At 64.5% G+C, this 15715-nt stretch carries 11 protein-coding genes; 8 read left to right on the top strand and 3 right to left on the bottom strand.

Annotated elements, in window-relative coordinates:
• Positions 1-74: 74 nt before the first annotated feature.
• Together Q376_RS0105415 and Q376_RS0105410 are read left to right on the top strand one after the other, a co-directional pair.
• Positions 75-1745: a BCCT family transporter gene (locus tag Q376_RS0105415; protein WP_027349453.1), complete on the top strand. Its 1671-nt coding sequence runs from the start codon at positions 75-77 to the stop codon at positions 1743-1745.
• Between the two features lie 14 nt (positions 1746-1759).
• Complete coding sequence (locus tag Q376_RS0105410) at positions 1760-2458, top strand: extensin-like domain-containing protein (protein ID WP_027349452.1); 699 nt, start codon at positions 1760-1762, stop codon at positions 2456-2458.
• A gap of 13 nt (positions 2459-2471) precedes the next feature.
• Here Q376_RS0105410 and Q376_RS0105405 read toward each other — a convergent pair whose 3' ends face one another.
• Entirely contained in the window at positions 2472-4151 is a 1680-nt protein-coding gene (locus tag Q376_RS0105405) for a tannase/feruloyl esterase family alpha/beta hydrolase (protein ID WP_081803413.1), read from the bottom strand.
• Between the two features lie 211 nt (positions 4152-4362).
• Here Q376_RS0105405 and Q376_RS23935 point away from each other — a divergent pair, with 211 nt between their 5' ends.
• The 3 genes from Q376_RS23935 to Q376_RS0105390 are packed head-to-tail and all read left to right on the top strand — an operon-like array spanning position 4363 to position 6712.
• Positions 4363-4890 carry a MarR family winged helix-turn-helix transcriptional regulator gene (locus Q376_RS23935; protein ID WP_052364979.1) on the top strand — a complete coding sequence of 176 codons (528 nt, stop codon included), beginning with the start codon at positions 4363-4365 and terminating at the stop codon, positions 4888-4890.
• A gap of 5 nt (positions 4891-4895) precedes the next feature.
• Positions 4896-5540, top strand: coding sequence for a DUF305 domain-containing protein (locus Q376_RS23930; RefSeq protein WP_052364978.1), 645 nt, complete (start codon positions 4896-4898; stop codon positions 5538-5540).
• A 20-nt stretch (positions 5541-5560) separates the two neighbouring features.
• Positions 5561-6712 (top strand): MFS transporter, encoded by a 1152-nt coding sequence (locus Q376_RS0105390; RefSeq protein WP_027349450.1) that lies wholly within the window; start codon positions 5561-5563, stop codon positions 6710-6712.
• Positions 6713-7333: 621 nt separating this feature from the next.
• Here Q376_RS0105390 and dps read toward each other — a convergent pair.
• Together dps and putA are read right to left on the bottom strand one after the other, a co-directional pair.
• Complete coding sequence (gene dps, locus Q376_RS0105385) at positions 7334-7861, bottom strand: DNA starvation/stationary phase protection protein Dps (protein WP_027349449.1); 528 nt, start codon at positions 7859-7861, stop codon at positions 7334-7336.
• 318 nt (positions 7862-8179) lie between these two features.
• A complete protein-coding gene (gene putA / locus Q376_RS0105380; RefSeq protein ID WP_027349448.1) occupies positions 8180-12118 on the bottom strand; it encodes a trifunctional transcriptional regulator/proline dehydrogenase/L-glutamate gamma-semialdehyde dehydrogenase in 3939 nt (1312 codons plus the stop codon).
• A gap of 271 nt (positions 12119-12389) precedes the next feature.
• Between putA and Q376_RS0105375 the strand changes: the two genes are divergently transcribed.
• The 3 genes from Q376_RS0105375 to Q376_RS0105365 all read left to right on the top strand — a co-directional run bounded on the left by Q376_RS0105375 (position 12390) and on the right by Q376_RS0105365 (position 15606).
• On the top strand, positions 12390-13010 hold the full coding sequence (locus Q376_RS0105375) for a flavin reductase family protein (protein WP_027349447.1): 621 nt from the start codon (positions 12390-12392) through the stop codon (positions 13008-13010).
• A 30-nt stretch (positions 13011-13040) separates the two neighbouring features.
• Positions 13041-13439 carry an MAPEG family protein gene (locus Q376_RS0105370; RefSeq protein WP_027349446.1) on the top strand — a complete coding sequence of 133 codons (399 nt, stop codon included), beginning with the start codon at positions 13041-13043 and terminating at the stop codon, positions 13437-13439.
• A gap of 958 nt (positions 13440-14397) precedes the next feature.
• Entirely contained in the window at positions 14398-15606 is a 1209-nt protein-coding gene (locus Q376_RS0105365) for an MFS transporter (RefSeq protein WP_211266602.1), read from the top strand.
• Positions 15607-15715: the final 109 nt, after the last annotated feature.

The raw sequence follows: 15715 nt of genomic DNA, 5'->3' as shown, positions 1-15715 counted from the left end.
CCTACCCTTGTACATGGTCAAAGTCCCGCGCTCGCCGCGGGACTGATTCATTTCAAGGGTGAAAAGGAATTTCGATGGCTCGAGCCAGCAACCAGCGGGTGTTCTTCGTTTCAGCGGCACTGATAGTGGCATTGGTTTCGATCGGCGCTGTGTTTCCCAGCCAGTTCAGCGCAGGGGCTTCAGCGGCGCTGAGTGGAGTTACCCGGATATTCGGTTGGTTCTATCTCTGGTCGGTATTCGGCTTCGTGGTGTTCCTCCTGTTCGTCGCTGGTAGCCGCTACGGCAATATTCGTCTCGGCCCGCAGGATTCCAGGCCGACCTACGGCTTCTTTTCCTGGATCAGCATGCTGCTGGCCGCCGGCTTCGGCGTAGGGCTCGTGTTCTATGGCATGTCCGAACCGATGCTTCACTACCTCTCGCCGCCCTTCGGCGACATGGAGGGCGGGACGCCGGAGTCCGCACGCTACGCGATCCAGTACGCGATGTTCAATTGGGGCCTGCATCAGTGGGCGGCGTTCTCGATCGTCGGCCTGATCATTGCCTATTACCAGTTCCGCAAGGGCCAGCCCGGGCTGGTGTCGACGGTGATGAAACCGATCACCTCAAAGCTCGGGCGGGCACGCAAAGCCTCCGGCGGTGCGCTCGACGTGTTCGCAGTGGTCGCCACGGTGATGGGGGTCGCCACCTCGGTGGGGCTTGCGGTGTTGCAGATCAACGGTGGCCTGAGCGTCGTGTTCGAGAGCGTCCAGGAGGGCTTCTTCTGGCAGTGCGTGATCATGGCGGCGATGTTCGCCTGCTACATGGCCTCTGCTTGGTCGGGGCTCGACAAAGGGATCAAGAACCTCTCCAACCTCAACATGCTGCTCTGCCTGGGGATGATGCTCTATGTGCTGGTCACCGGCCCGACCATCGCCATCCTCGAGACCTTCACCGTCGGGATCGGTGACTATCTGCAAAACGCCATCGGTATGAGCCTGCGCATCGATCCCTTCGGCGATAGCGAATGGATCGGCAGCTGGACGGTGTTCTACTGGGCCTGGGTGATCTCCTGGTCGCCCTATGTCGGCAGCTTCGTCGCGCGAGTCTCGCGCGGGCGCACCATCCGCCAGTACGTATTCGGTGTGCTGATCGTGCCGCCGATGCTCGCTTGCCTGTGGATCGGGATACTCGGTGGTGCCGCGCTGAACATGGAGCTCAACGGTGCCGAAGGCTTGGCCGCGGCGACCGAGGCCAACATCACCACCGCGCTGTTTCTGCTCTTCGACCAGCTGCCGTTCTCCTACCTGGTCTCGCTGGTCGCGATCCTGCTGATCTTCATTTTCCTGGTCACTTCGGCCGATTCCGCCGCCTTCATCGTCTCGCAGATGAGCGACAACGGCTCGCTCCACCCACCGCTCTACAAGCGGTTCACCTGGGGCATCCTGATCGCCGCGATCTGCCTGACCCTGATCGCCGCGGGAGGCGATACCGGACTTTCCGGACTGCAGTCGGCTGCGGTAGTCGCGGCGCTGCCGTTCACCTTCATCATCTATGGCATGGTGGTGGTACTGTTCAGAGAGCTGCGCGCCGACCGCCATGCGATGCTGATGGCGCTCTATCGCCAGCATGGTGAGACGCCGGTCGGTGCCGACATCTTCGAGGCGGACAGCATGGAGAGCGGCTTCGACGAGAAGATCAAGCGCACGTCCACGCTGGTGAACCGGCGAATCAACACCGGGCGCGGAGCCAATAGCGATCGTGTCTGACCGAGGGAGACCCATTGCGTTCACTGTTCTGGGGGCTGATCGCCGTGCTGCTGCTCGCAGGACTCACGCCCTTGATCGAACGATGGCTGCCGCCCGGCTATGATCCGTTCGCGCCGCTGTCGATCGACGATCCACCGACGGTGGTGACCCGATTCAAGCTCTCGCGCTTGGCGGGCGATCCTGATGGCTGCCTTGCCGTACTCGAACGAGCGCGCGAGGCGCAGTGGATCTCCTTCTCGCTGCCTGGGGACAGCAGCGGCCAGTGCCCGCTGTCTTCCCCGGTGCGGGTACAGGGCTTCGGCTCGGTCGCGCTGAGTTCGAGCTTCCTTGCCAGCTGTCCGCTGGCGCTGAGCAGCGCGATGTTCGTCGCCCAGGTCGCCATCCCCGAGGCGCAGTCGCGGCTGGATTCACCGCTTGCGCGCATCGATCATCTCGGCAGCTACGCCTGCCGCAACGTCTACCATCGTGAACAGGGGCGGCTCAGCGAGCATGCCACCGCGGATGCACTCGACGTCTCCGGCTTTCGCCTCGGTGACGGGCGCGAGCTTGCGGTACTGCGGGGATGGGGGAGAGACGACGAGGCGGGCGCCTTCCTCCATACGCTGTTCGAGCGCAGCTGCAGCTACTTCGGCAACTCGATCGGCCCTGACTACAACGCCGCCCATGCCAACCACTTCCATCTGGGCATGCGGGGTTTCGGCATCTGCCGATAGTGACAGCGCGGGGTCAATCGGGCAGCCGACAGGCGAAGTTCGCCGCATCCTGCGGATCACCCGTGCCGGTGAATCGCGCCTCCTCCGGGTAGGGGCAGATCGGCCGGCTGCGGCCCGGGAACGAGGCCCCCTGGGCGATGAGGTGCGCCGGCGCCTGATCCTGTTCGACCCAGGCCTGGATCGCGGCCAGCGGATCGAAGTCGTCCAGCGCTGGTCCACCGCCGCAGTGGGTCATGCCCGGCACGATGAACAGGCGCGCCCACTCGGCGACCGGGTCGCGGCCGCCGTTGTCCTGCACTAAGCCGTCCCAGTAGCTGCGTAGATCGTTGGCCGAGAACACCGGGTCGCTGTTGCCGTGGAAGACCAGCAGCTTGCCGCCGCGATGCTCGAAACTGGCGTACTGGGTGCTGGTGGCGTCGTTGATCGCCGCGGTCTGCGCCACCTGCTCGGCGATCGTGTCGAAATCCAGCGATGACAGCTTGAGGTCCGGCTGCGGCGGCGTGATGAAATAGTGGGCCAGCGAACTGGTCCCGATGACCGCGTTGAGCGCATCGGGCTCGGCGGTGGTGGACGTGCCCAGCACCCAGGAGCGCCAGTTGTCGCCAGCCAGGCCCGCGTCCCACGGCCAGGAGGCATAGAGCTGGCCGCCGCTGCTGTCGTGGGCCCCGTCGAAGACCTCCTTCAGCGCACCGACCTGCGCCTGGCTCAGACAGCCATCGTGCTTTTCGGCCGGGCAGGCCAATGTCGCTGGATCGAAGCTGCATGCCTTCATCGCGTCGATCTGGCCATCCTCGAGCCCATCGGCTGCATCGCACTGGGCCAGCACCTTGTCGCCGATCAGCGACATGTCCTTGCTCGTGAGCGCCGCCGACAGGATCGGCTGGCCATCGCCGTCACGGGGCGCGATCTGCGACAGCTGCCTGGTGCTCCACGCCTCTCCGATGGCCGCATGGCTCATGCGGAAGCCGGGATTGCCGGCGACGATGCCGTCGAAGTTCAGCGGGAAGCGTTGTGCCGCCATCATCGCCTCGCGGCCGCCGTTGGAGCAGCCCATGAAGTAGCTGTGCGACGGCGCCTTGGCGTAGAAGGCATCGATCAGCTCCAGCGCGAGGTCGTGGACCTTGCCGATCGCCGCATAGCCGAAATCCAGGCGCGCCTGCTGGTCGACGCCGAAGGAGGCATCGGCGTTGGATTCGCCCTGGTGGCCGGAATCGGTGGAAATCACCGCGAACCCGCGGCTCAGCGCCGGCAGCGAGGTCGAACCGGAGACCGGCACGGCGCCGATGGCCTGGCTGACGATCCCGTTCAGTCCGCCACCGCCCTGGTAGAGGAAGTTGCCGTTCCACTCGAGCGGCATGCGCAGCTCGAAGCCGATGCCGTAATCGCCGCCCACTCCTTGCCTGGGTTGCAGGGTGCCGGTCACCAGGCACTGCGCCGGCATCGCCGCCTTGCTCAGGGCCGCCCCCGTCAAGGCCGCGCTCGACGCACTGGCCTGTGGCAATTCACCGGCGGCGAGATAACGGGCGTCGTCGATCACCAGCGTGGGACCAGCCTGGGCGGCCAGCGCCGCGCAGCGTTGCTCGAATCCGGCATCGTCAGGCGCGTCGCTTGCGGGATTGGCCAGCACCGGAGCCGCCAACAGCAGCAGGCCGGCCCCGAGCGCATGAGCTTTCGTGGCCAAGAGTCTTTGCATCTGCAGTCTCCATGGGGTGGGGAAGGCCCTACTGGCTGGGCAATGCCACCGATTGTACGCCCCCGAGCGCAGCAACCGTCGCTGGTGCCGTCATCACCGCTCTGGGACTGAGCGGGGGCCTGGGCGTATCCATGCTTCCGAGAAATGGATGTGCTGTCGCATTATATTCCATTGCGCATATAATGCGCAGATGGATGTAATGGAGCGACATATGCCTTCCTCACCCGATCTTATCTCGCTGGCCCGTGCCCTCGACCTGCTGCATGGCTTGGCGATGCACCAGGTGTTCCCCCATCTGGCAGGAACGCTGCACGGTGGCGACCTTTCTTTCAGCCAGTTCAATGCGTTGTACCAGCTCCACCACGATGGCCCGCTGACGATCGCCGAATTGGCAAAGGCTACCGATCTGTCCCACAACGCCGCGAGCCGGATGGTCGAGGGTCTGGTCAGCGCCGGGTTCGCCGAGCGGCGCGAGGACCCGCGCGACCGCCGCCAGAAGCAAGTCGAGCTGACGCCCGCCGGTACGCAGCGGTTGGACGACATGCGGGTCTTCACCATCCAGACCTATGCCCGGCTGCTGTCTCCTGTGCCGGCGCCGGTGCTGGAGCAGCTGGCATCCGCGCTTTCCGCGCTGGGCCCCCATCTGCCTAAGCACCCGATGCTGTCCGACCTCGCTGCTGCGCCTGACGGCGATGAACCTGGTGCGAGCGAGAGGCGAGCCAAGTCCACTACGGAGTGATCGGCATGGCCATATACCAGGTGCTTCGCCGTCGAGCGATCGCGGTGGGACGATTCCTGACCAGCTGGGCAATGATGCCGGTGCTGGCAATGACGGCGTCGTTGAGCGCAGCCACAGCGTTTTGCGCCGAGGCGCCTTCTTTCGCCCAGGCTGCGCGCTCCTACGTCGAGCGCATCGAGAGCCATCCGCCGAGCGGGGACGTCGATCAGGATTTCGCCGCTTTCCTCGTGCCCCAACACCTGAGCGGAGTCGAGCTTTCCAGCGTGGCGATCGACCACTGCCAGGACGCTACCCTGCGCGACATCGCAGCGGACATCCTGGCGCACGCCGACCGCAATGACCCGGTGACCAGCAAGGCCCCGCCGCTTCCTGCGGCAGATCCACGCCGCGCAATGGTTATCCGGGCGCTCGCCGGTGCAAACGCGCAAGCCCGCGCTGCCTTCGAGGAGCGGGTCGAGGGCGATACCGACCGCCAGTTCGCCCACTTCATGGGAGCGCACCACCAGCGCGCCATCGTCTATGCATCCACGGAGCTGCACTTCGGGCGCGATCCGAATCTCTTGACGCTGGCGCGCACCATCCTCGAAGGACAGCAGGAGCAGCACGCGCAGATGATGAAGCTGCTCGACGAGCCCAGCCATGACCACTGAGATAGCGAGAGAAGCTCCGTATGCCTAGTCAGACGCGCACCACAGCTTTCACCCTACTGAGCGTCGCGTGCCTGACCATCATGGTCGGCTGCGTGCTGGTGCCGGGCCTGCCCGATATCGCGGCCCATCTGGGCATCGACCGCTACATCAGCGGTCTGGTGACGGTGCCGGCGCTCGGGGTGGTGGTGCTGGGGCCGCTGGCGGGCTGGATGATCGGCCGCGTTGGGCTGTACCGCACGCTGTGCGCGGGCCTGTTCCTCTATGGGCTGCTCGGGTTCGCCGGTGCCTGGCTGCACGGAGAGCTATGGGTGTTCGCCGACCGTTTCCTGCTGGGCGGCGCCACGGCGATGGTCATGGCGTCTGGGACGGGGCTGATCTCGGCGCTCTACCATGGCAGGGCACGCTTGGCGATGATGGCCAAGCAGGGCATGTCGATCGAGCTGGGAGGCGTGATCTTCCTGTTCGTCAGCGGCCTGCTGGCCACGGCGGGCTGGCGTTGGCCCTTCGCGCTCTATCTGTTGGCCTGGCTGCTGCTGGTGATGGTGATCCTGTACGTGCCCTCGAAACTCGATGAGCCGAGCGAAGCCGCTGCCGATGCTGGAGAAGGGCAGACCGCGTCCTTCTCCGCCGCGCTCAAGATCGTGTACGCCGCTGCATTCTTCACCATGGTGGCGTTCTTCACCGGGGTGATCGTTCTTCCCGTGCGGCTGCACGAGATAGGCGTTGGCGCGGCTGAGGTCGGCTATTTCCTCTCCTTCGTGTCATTGGTCGCGGTCGGCGCGGCCGCGGCCATGCCGCGGCTTGCCTCGATCTTGGGCGGGCATCGGCTGCTGGTCTTCGGCTTCCTCTGCTATGTGGCCGCACATGGGTGCTTTTCCGTGGCCGATGGCATCTTGGGATTCGCGGCGGGCGGCATTCTGCTCGGATGCGGCTTTGGATTCACGGTGCCGATGGTCAACCACATGACCGTGGAGCGAAGCCATCCGCATGCGCGAGGCCGCAATCTCGCCTATCTGTCGATGGCGATCTTCTCCGGCCAGTTCGCCTCGTCTTTCATGGAGTACGTACCGGGCGACACACCGCGCATGTTCGCGGCGGCAGCCCTGATCGCATTGCTGGTGGCTGTGGCGCTGAGCGTTGCGCATCGGAGCAGGCGCCACGTCGCATCCTGATCAATGGATCGTAAGCCCTGTGTGGCCGTTCGAGCACCAGGGTGGCTGTGCTAGCGGTGTTCAGCGGGCCTGTCCGGCATTCCAGGTTCAGCAGTGTTCAGGATGCCGTCCAGTGAGGAAATCGTTGTCCAGGCGGCTACCTTTCACCCTTTGCCTGAGATCAGGGTGAAACAAAAAAGGGGCGATTTGGCATCGCCCCTCAGATTAATGACAAACCCCTTTTAGACCCAGCGACACTTTTGATCCTGGCGAGTCGAGAACCGTTTTCGCCCCAACGAGCCTATCGCTCGCTTAGATGCGAGGGGCGGTCCCCTCGCGCTCCCCCTGAAAGGGGACGCGCCGCCACGAGATCGCGAAACCCTGACCGATCAATCGCTTGCCCTCGGGTCGGCGCGCATGGACGTCCCTGTCCGGGCGCGCCTTTTGCGACATCCATGTCGCAAACCCCGGTGCAAGCGATTGCCGGCCAGCGCGCTCTCGGAGGCGGCTGGAAGCCATCGTGGCATCTTCAAATACTTTGCCAGCAGTCTGAGGGGCGATTTGGCATCGCCCCTTTGTCTTGCTCGATCACCGTTTGCCGTCGCCATCCCGCCCGGTGCATGGGGCGGGAGCTCATCGCGATCAGACCTGGGTGTGGGCTTCGAGGAACCAGAGGTTCATGTCGAGGCCGCGGGATACTTCGGTGAAAAGGTCCGAGGTGTCCGCATCGCCGAGTTCATCGGTGTCGTCGATGGCCTTGCGTACCGCCGCTGCGGCCCCGGCGTAGTGCTCGGCGAGCGCTACCAGGTGATCCGGCACGGCATGGATATCGGTCGGGTAGGGACTCAAAGAGGTGCTCTCGGCGACGCTCTGCACGGTACCGAAGGCGGTGCCGCCGAGCTGGGTAGCGCGTTCGGCGACCGAGTCGACGAAGCCGTCGACTTCGGTGCGGAAGCCGTCGAGCATTTCGTGCACGCCGATGAACTGCATGCCTTTGAGATTCCAGTGAGCCTGCTTGATCACCAGCGACAGATCGATCAGTTCTGCGAGTCGGGCATTGAGGATCGCGACGACCTTGGCGCGGGTCGCTTCAGGCAGGTCGTTACGGGTCGGAAAAAGCTTGGTGGTCTTCTTGGCGTCTTTGAGGCTACGCGGCTTTGCACTGCTCATGGTTCAAAATCCTTCTTGATCGAGAGTGGATGGGGGCGCCGGATTCCTTGACGTACGCTCGCCTGATCTCCGGCAAGCACAATGCTCGGTGCCTACTTGGTTAAAGGTGGGCACCTTGAGGCTGAATATCAAGCGGCGAACCGTGAATTTTTGCCGTCAGTGGGGTCGCCCGCCGGCCGATGCAGCGCGGCTGCGGGGATGATTCACCCAGGGTGAGGCAACTCGCCGCATGCCGATTTCCGCTTTGGCGCGCACCGGGCTCGCGGCCAAGGGCCGCGCCCCTCCCGAGCCTTGGCCGGGAGGGGCGGTGCGTGACGCTCAGCCGATCGTCATCAGGCTGGCGTTGCCTCCGGCAGCGGCGGTGTTGACGCTCAGGGCGCGCTCGACCAGCAGATGCTCGATCGGTACCGCCCGCTCGTCACGCGCCAGGCCGAAGACGCTGACGATCGGCCCGGGTCGGGCGCTGACCGCGCGGCAGACGTCGAGCAGTGCGTCGGAGTCGCCGTGGTGGAGCACCGCATCGAATTCGACCCCGTCCGCCTGCCAGTCGTCGACCAGCTCGATCCGCTCGCAGAGCTCCTCCGGCAGCTGGGCGAGGCAGCGCCTGCTCTGCTCGTTCTCGACCCAGATCGCTTTGCTGCCTACCGCGAGCAGTGCCGCCAGCTGGGTCAGCAGGTCCTGGTCGTGATCGGCGAGGCACAGCACCCGCTCGCGGGGCAGCAGGGTATAGGTGTTGCGCTCGCCGGTCGGTCCCGGCAGTACCAGCGTCACACCGCTCGGCGTCAGCTCGGCCAGCAGTCGGCAGTAGTCGGCCAGCTCGGGCTGCCCCTGTTCGCGGGCCCAGCGTTCGAAGCGTTCGAGCGCGGGGAGGATGGCCTCGCGCTGGGTGGTCGACATTCCCTCTTCGTCGGCTGCGCTGAGCGGTACGCCGTTGGGGCGCACCGAGAGCAGGCGGGTGAGGTAGATCGGGCCGCCGGCCTTGGGGCCGGTGCCGGAGAGCCCTTCTCCGCCGAACGGCTGTACCCCGACCACCGCGCCCACGATGTTGCGATTGACGTAGAGGTTGCCGACCTGGGCCTTGGCGATCACCTTGGCGATGGTCTCGTCGATGCGGGTATGGATGCCCATGGTCAGGCCATAGCCGCTGGCATTGATCCGCTCGAGCAGCGAGTCGAGTTCCTGGCGCTTGTAGGTGATCACGTGGAGCACCGGGCCGAATACTTCGCGCTCGAGCTCGTCGAGGCTCTCGAGCTCGATCAGCGTCGGCGCGACGAAGAGCCCGTGTAGCGGCATTTCGGTATCACCCAGGGCGGCCTGGAATACCCGGCGGCCCTTGGCGCGCATCCGCTCGATGTGCGCTTCGATGGTTCGCTTCGCTTCGAGGTCGATCACCGGGCCTATGTCGGTGGAGAGGTTCTCCGGGTTGCCGAGCCGATACTCGGCCATCGCGCCCTTGAGCATCTTCAGCACCCGTTCGGCGACGTCCTCCTGTACGCACAGCACGCGCAGCGCAGAACATCGCTGGCCGGCGCTGTCGAAGGCGGAGTTGATCACGTCCGGGATGGTCTGCTCGGGCAGCGCCGAGGAGTCGACGATCATCGCGTTCTGCCCGCCGGTCTCGGCGATCAGCGGTACCGGGCGGCCGTTGCTGTCGAGGCGTCCGGAGAGGTTCTTGGCCAGCAGTTTGGCCACTTCGGTGGAGCCCGTGAACATCACCCCTTTGACGCGAGGATCCCCGACCAAGCGCGCGCCGACCGTCTCGCCGCGCCCGGGTAGCAGCTGCAGCACGCCGGCCGGAAGCCCCGCTTCGAGCAGCAGGCGCACACCGGCCGCGGCGATCAGCGGTGTCTGCTCGGCCGGCTTGGCGAGTACGGTGTTGCCCGCGACGAGGGCGGCCGATATCTGGCCGGTGAAGATCGCCAGCGGGAAGTTCCACGGGCTGATGCAGACCACCGGCCCCAGCGGGCGATGGGTATCGTTGGAGAAGTGGGTCCTGGCCTGCACCGCGTAGTAGCGCAGGAAGTCGACCGCCTCCCTCACCTCCGCGATCGCGTTGGCATAGGTCTTGCCGGCCTCGCGTACCAATATGCCCATCAGCTGCTGGATCTGGGTTTCCATCAGCTCGGCGGCGCGCTCGAGCACGGCGGCGCGCTCGGCGGGCGGCGTGGCCTGCCAGATCGGCGCGGCCTCGATCGAGGCCGCCAGCGCTTCAGCGACGTCCGCATCGCTGGCCTCCTGCACCTGGCCTACGACATCGCGCTGGTCGGCGGGGTTGCGCACCGGCTCGAGGGGGCCGGGCGCGGCCGCGCGCGCAAGCAGGGGGCGTGCTTCGAGCGGATGGTTCAGGCCATTGAGCAGTGCGCTGGAGAGCGATGCCAGGCGGTGCTCGCTGGAGAGGTCGAGGCCGCTTGAGTTGGCGCGTTCGTTGCCGTAGAGCTCGACCGGCAGCGGAATGCGCGGATGCGGCAGGCCCTGGACACCTTCGCTGGCGGTCAGGCGTTCGACCTCCTCGACCGGGTCGCGCACCAGTTCTTCGAGCGAGATCGAATGGTCGGCGATCCGGTTGACGAACGAGGTGTTGGCACCGTTTTCGAGCAGGCGGCGCACCAGGTAGGCGAGCAGGGTCTCATGGCTGCCTACCGGGGCGTAGATGCGACACGGCCGATTGAGCCCGCTCTTGCCGACCACCTGTCCATACAGCGGCTCGCCCATCCCGTGCAAGCACTGGAACTCGTACTGGCCGGGGTAGTAGTTCTGTCCGGCGAGATGGTAGATCGCGGCCAGCGTATGGGCATTGTGGGTGGCGAACTGCGGGTAGATCGCCTCGGGGGCGGCGAGCAGTTTGCGCGCGCAGGCGAGGTAGGAGACGTCGGTGTAGACCTTGCGGGTATAGACCGGGTAGCCCTCGAGCCCCTCGATCTGGGCACGCTTGATCTCGCTGTCCCAGTAGGCGCCCTTGACCAGCCGGATCATCAGCCGGCGGCGGCTGCGGCGGGCGAGGTCGATCAGGTAGTCGATCGTCAGCGGGCAGCGCTTCTGGTAGCCCTGGATGACGAAGCCGATACCGTTCCAGCCGGCGAGCTCTGGCTCGAAGCACAGTCGCTCGAGCAGATCGAGTGAAATCTCCAGCCGGTCGGCTTCCTCGGCGTCGATGTTGATCCCGATGTCGTACTGCTTGGCCTGCAGCGTCAACGACTTGAGTCTCGGGTAGAGCTCGTCCATCACCCTGTCGTATTGCGCGCGCGAGTAGCGCGGGTGGAGCGCCGAGAGCTTGATCGAGATGCCCGGGCCTTCGTAGATGCCGCGGCCGTTGGAGGCTTTGCCGATCGCATGGATCGCCTGCTCGTAGGAGGCCAGGTAGCGCTTGGCATCCTCTTCGGTGAGCGCTGCCTCGCCGAGCATGTCGTAGGAGTAGCGAAAGCCCTTGGCCTCGTGACGGCTCGCGTTGGCGAGCGCCTCGCCGATGGTCTCGCCGGTGACGAACTGCTCGCCCATCAAGCGCATCGCCATGTCGACACCCTTGCGGATCAGCGGCTCGCCGCTCTTGCCGATGATCCTGTTGAGCGAGGAGGTGAGCCCGGCCTCGTTGTGGGTCGCGGTCAGCTTGCCGGTGACCAGCAGGCCCCAGGTCGCCGCGTTGACGAACATCGACGAGCTGCGTCCAAGATGGTGCTGCCAATTGCCGCCGCTGAGCTTGTCGCGGATCAGTGCATCGCGGGTGCCCTTGTCCGGTACGCGCAGCAGCGCCTCGGCGAGGCACATCAGGGCGACGCCCTCCTGGGAGGAGAGCGAGAACTCCTGCAGCAGTCCCTGCACCATACCGGCGCGGCCGCCGGCGTTCTTCTGGCTGCGTAGCTGCTCGGTGAGCCGATAGGCGAGCTGGTGGGCCGATTCGGCGAGCGGTTTCGGCAACCGCGACTGCTCGAGCAGCATCGGTACCATTTCCTGCTCGGGGCGCCGATAGGCAGAGGTGATCGCGGCGCGCAGCACCGACTGGGGCAGGATGCTCTCGGCGAACTCGAGGAAAGGCTGCGGCTGGGCCGCCGGAGGCGTCGCCTCGCCGAGCTCTTCGCGCTCGGCCGTATCGCCGTCGGATTGGAGGCTGAAGCCGCGCCCGTTTTCGATTTGTTCGAGGCAATTGAAGATCGCTTGCTTGATCAGCCAGTGCGGCGTGCGGTCGAGCGACTGGGCGGCGGCCTTGAGCCGGTCGCGGGTCGCCTGGTCGAGTTTCACACCCATCGTTGTGGTATTGGCCATGGTGCTCTCGCGTGACGCTTGAAGAAGGTGTCCGAAGACGATGAACGTCGAGCGAGATTAAGGTGCGCAAGAGGGCAGTGCAACTAGTTGCAACCCAGTTTTTCCTATCCTCGGCTAAAGAAGGATGGCCTGGGCGGAGTGAGCACCAGTTGGGTGCAACCGGGGCGGCGCGCGCTGGAAAAGTGCCGTTTTCCCGCTGTGTGAATCAGTCCGTGCCCGGCTGGCGACCAGGGCTGCTAGAGTGAAACGAGACTTCGACCAGGAATCGACCATGCGTGACGAACACTTCTACCGCCCCAGCGAGGGGCACGGGCTGGCCCATGATCCGTTCAATTCGATCATTGCGCCGAGGCCGATCGGTTGGATCTCCTCCCACGACGAGGCCGGGAATCTCAATCTCGCCCCCTATAGCTTCTTCAATGCGTTCAATTACGTGCCGCCGATCATCGGCTTCTCGAGCGTTGGCTACAAAGACAGCGTGGGTAACATCGAGCGCACGGGGGAGTTCGTCTGGAACCTGGCGACCGAGGAGCTCGCCGAGCGGATGAATGCCACCAGCGCGATGGTGGCACCCGCGACCGACGAGTTCATGCTCGCCGGCCTCACCCCGACGCCTTCGCGCGAGATCGCCGTGCCCAGGGTCGCCGAGGCGCCGGTGTCCTTCGAGTGCCGGGCGACCCAGGTGGTGCGGCTGCGAACCGCCAGGGGTGATGAGGTCGATACCTGGTTGGTGCTGGGCGAGGTGGTCGGAGTGCACATCGACACCGCGCTATTGAAAGACGGCATCTACGATACCGTCGCGGGCAAGCCGGTACTGCGAGGCGGCGGCCCTGGCGACTATTTCACCATCAGCGAGGCGCAGCGGTTCGTGATGTTCCGGCCGCAAGGCTGAAGCGGCGCGCGCGAACGAGGGAAGACTTCGATGAGTATCGAATTGAGTCTGGCGGCTTGGGCCCTGGTGCTGGCGGTCATTCAACTGCTGCTGCCGGCGATGGCGCGCAATCGCGAGACCGGGATAGGCTACAACGCCGGTCCGCGCGACCGTCCGGGCCCGCCGATGGGCACGCTGACGGCGCGGCTGTTTCGCGCCCAGGCGAATCTGTTCGAGACCCTGCCGCTGTTCCTCGCCGCGGTGGTGATCAATCACCTCGCCGGGGTCGAGGGGAGCATGACCCTCTGGGGCTGCTGGCTCTACCTGCTTGCCCGAGTGATCTACCTGCCGCTCTATGCCTTCGGTGTGCCGTGGCTGCGTTCGCTGGTCTGGGCGGCGGGCCTGCTCGGCCTGGTGCTGCTGATCCTCAACCTGCTGATATCTGGCTGATGCCCTGGATATGGTCTCGGGATCGAGGCCATTGCGTCGACGCAGCGCCGCGCCCGAGGCTTTAGATCGCTGCCTTTTTTCCGATGGCGGGCGTGGTCGCGGTGCGCTGGTGAAGTATCCGCGCCGTGGGCCCTCTTCCGGTAAAGGCTCATTCCATGAATGAGAAACCCTTGTACCTCAACACCAAGGCTTGCGCGAAGCGTCGTTGTTTCGTGGGCTTGAGATGGCATCGGACTGGATTGAGGGCCGTGAATCCTTTTGCAGTGATTCTTCAGTACTTCTGGGGTTATAAGGGGGTAATAGGCCTGTTTTTTGGATTCAAAACAAAGGAGCTGGACGAATTACCTGAATGATGGCCTCCGTGCTTGAATGTATATTTTGATTTGAATCAATAGCGCCAGTAGTCGTCTATGCGTTCAGTCTCTGTTTTTCGCAGGCTCCTTACGATGTGATGATGACACTTTTGAGTCGCCCTCTCGCTGACTCGCAGGTTGCAGAGGCTTCGAATGTTAGCGCCACGCCCGTGTTAGACGCCCGCTCGCCGGCATTCAGCCGTGGCGCGACCTGCCCTTGAGTGAATTTCGACACCCGCGCATCCTGGATGAAGCCTGGTCCGAGGAACTCGCCACTCACGGTGGAATAGAGGGATAAGATATTGGCACTTACCACTCATGCCACCCGTGTAAATAATGACAATTAAACTCATTCAATCTCGTGTTCGATACTTCTACTCAGAGTGTGGCTAATTGTCACATTCGGTGCTTTTGAACGCAAAAAGTTTAATTTGCGTGCTAATTTCATTAGTCATTGGTGCAGCGCATCCATCCTGAGTAGGAGAGGGGGCCTCGTCATGTCACGCCACTACGCATCGCCATCGTCATCTGCAGAAAACCACCCACCCGGGGCCGATCACAGTCGGCTCAATAGGGTCTTCGTGATGGCGTGGTTAATCTGCGCGATGTTCTATTTCATCCAGTACGGAATGCGTTCGGCGCCAGGGGTGATGTTGCCCGAACTGAGCGAAGCGCTCGGCGTCTCGGACAGCACGCTGTCATCGATCATCGGCTTGTATTTCTATACCTATGCGCTTGCCGCGCTCATCTCCGGCTCGCTGCTCGATCGCATCGGGCCTCGCCTCATCATACCCGCTGGAATCCTGCTGTTGGCGCTGGGCGCGGTGCTGTTCGGGTTCGGTGTAACGGCTAGCGCCAGCGTTGGGCGTCTGCTGCAGGGCGCGGGATCCGGGGTGGCATTCACCGGGGCGGTATACCTCGCGACACGTGGCTTTCCCAAGCAGTGGCTGGCCACTGCCGTGGGCGTCACGCAGTGTTTCGGCATGCTCGGCGGCTCGCTGGGGCAGGCTGCGGTGGGGCCGCTCGTCCATTCAGTGTTCGGCTGGCAGCAGTTCTGGTTCTTTGCCGGCGGTCTCCTGGTGCTGATGTCGATGGCGATGCTGGCGGTGACACCGCGTGTCCAGAGCGTGACCGCCGACTCGTCGGCATCGGGACATAGCTGGGGCAGTCTGCTTCGCCCCTACAAGGTCGTGCTTACCAATCCGCAGTCCTATCTGTGCGGCATCGTTGCCGGTCTGCTGTTCATGCCGACCAACATCGCCAACATGATCTGGGGCCTGCCCTTTTTGCAAACCGGTCTGGGGGTACCGTACGAGCAGGCGGTCGCCCGGGTGAGCATGGTCCCGCTCGGCTGGGTCATCGGCTGCCCGCTGATGGGCTACCTGGCGGACTACTTCGGACGGCGTAAGCCTGTGCTGATCGCGGGGGGCCTTTCGATGCTGGTCTGCGGCGGGGCAATCGTCTACCTGCCTGCAGGCGTCGCGCCGCCCTACATGCTGGGCCTGCTGTTCGGTATCGCCTCGGGTGTGGCGATGATTCCCTACTCGATCATCAAGGAGGTCAACCCGGATGAGGTGAAGGGGACCGCCACCGGTACGATCAACTTTATCGTATTCGCCTCGAGCGCGCTGGCCACACCGGTCATCGGCAGCGTCATCACCAGGCTCGCCGTCGATGGCGGAATCACTCTGGAGGTATTCCAGCGGGTCGACCTGATCTATGTCGTAGGCGTGATAGTCGCAGTAGTGCTGGCCTTTTTCATTCGGGAAACCGGCAGCCGCCAGGCGCCTGAGGTGCCGGTGGTCTCCCGGTGAGTGGACGGGACCTTCGTTGGCGCGGGGGTCCAGTCGAGGTGGTCCGGGTCAGTGTGTGGTGAGGATAACAACAAGAGGACACGGCAAAGGGGTTGGCACCCGACGCCGT

Origin of the sequence: Halotalea alkalilenta DSM 17697, assembly GCF_000621205.1 — a bacterium.
GTDB lineage: Bacteria > Pseudomonadota > Gammaproteobacteria > Pseudomonadales > Halomonadaceae > Halotalea > Halotalea alkalilenta.
The sequence above is the reverse complement of the archived record's forward strand: the minus strand, read 5'-3'. Positions and strand labels throughout refer to the sequence as shown.

Coding starts and splice junctions, on each gene's coding strand:
- Q376_RS0105415 (WP_027349453.1), top strand. CDS start 75: ATGGCTCGAGCCAGCAACCAGCGGGTGTTCTTCGTTTCAGCGGCACTG.
- Q376_RS0105405 (WP_081803413.1), bottom strand. CDS start 4,151: ATGCAAAGACTCTTGGCCACGAAAGCTCATGCGCTCGGGGCCGGCCTG.
- Q376_RS23935 (WP_052364979.1), top strand. CDS start 4,363: ATGCCTTCCTCACCCGATCTTATCTCGCTGGCCCGTGCCCTCGACCTG.
- Q376_RS23930 (WP_052364978.1), top strand. CDS start 4,896: ATGGCCATATACCAGGTGCTTCGCCGTCGAGCGATCGCGGTGGGACGA.
- Q376_RS0105390 (WP_027349450.1), top strand. CDS start 5,561: ATGCCTAGTCAGACGCGCACCACAGCTTTCACCCTACTGAGCGTCGCG.
- dps (WP_027349449.1), bottom strand. CDS start 7,861: ATGAGCAGTGCAAAGCCGCGTAGCCTCAAAGACGCCAAGAAGACCACC.
- putA (WP_027349448.1), bottom strand. CDS start 12,118: ATGGCCAATACCACAACGATGGGTGTGAAACTCGACCAGGCGACCCGC.
- Q376_RS0105375 (WP_027349447.1), top strand. CDS start 12,390: ATGCGTGACGAACACTTCTACCGCCCCAGCGAGGGGCACGGGCTGGCC.
- Q376_RS0105370 (WP_027349446.1), top strand. CDS start 13,041: ATGAGTATCGAATTGAGTCTGGCGGCTTGGGCCCTGGTGCTGGCGGTC.
- Q376_RS0105365 (WP_211266602.1), top strand. CDS start 14,398: ATGTTCTATTTCATCCAGTACGGAATGCGTTCGGCGCCAGGGGTGATG.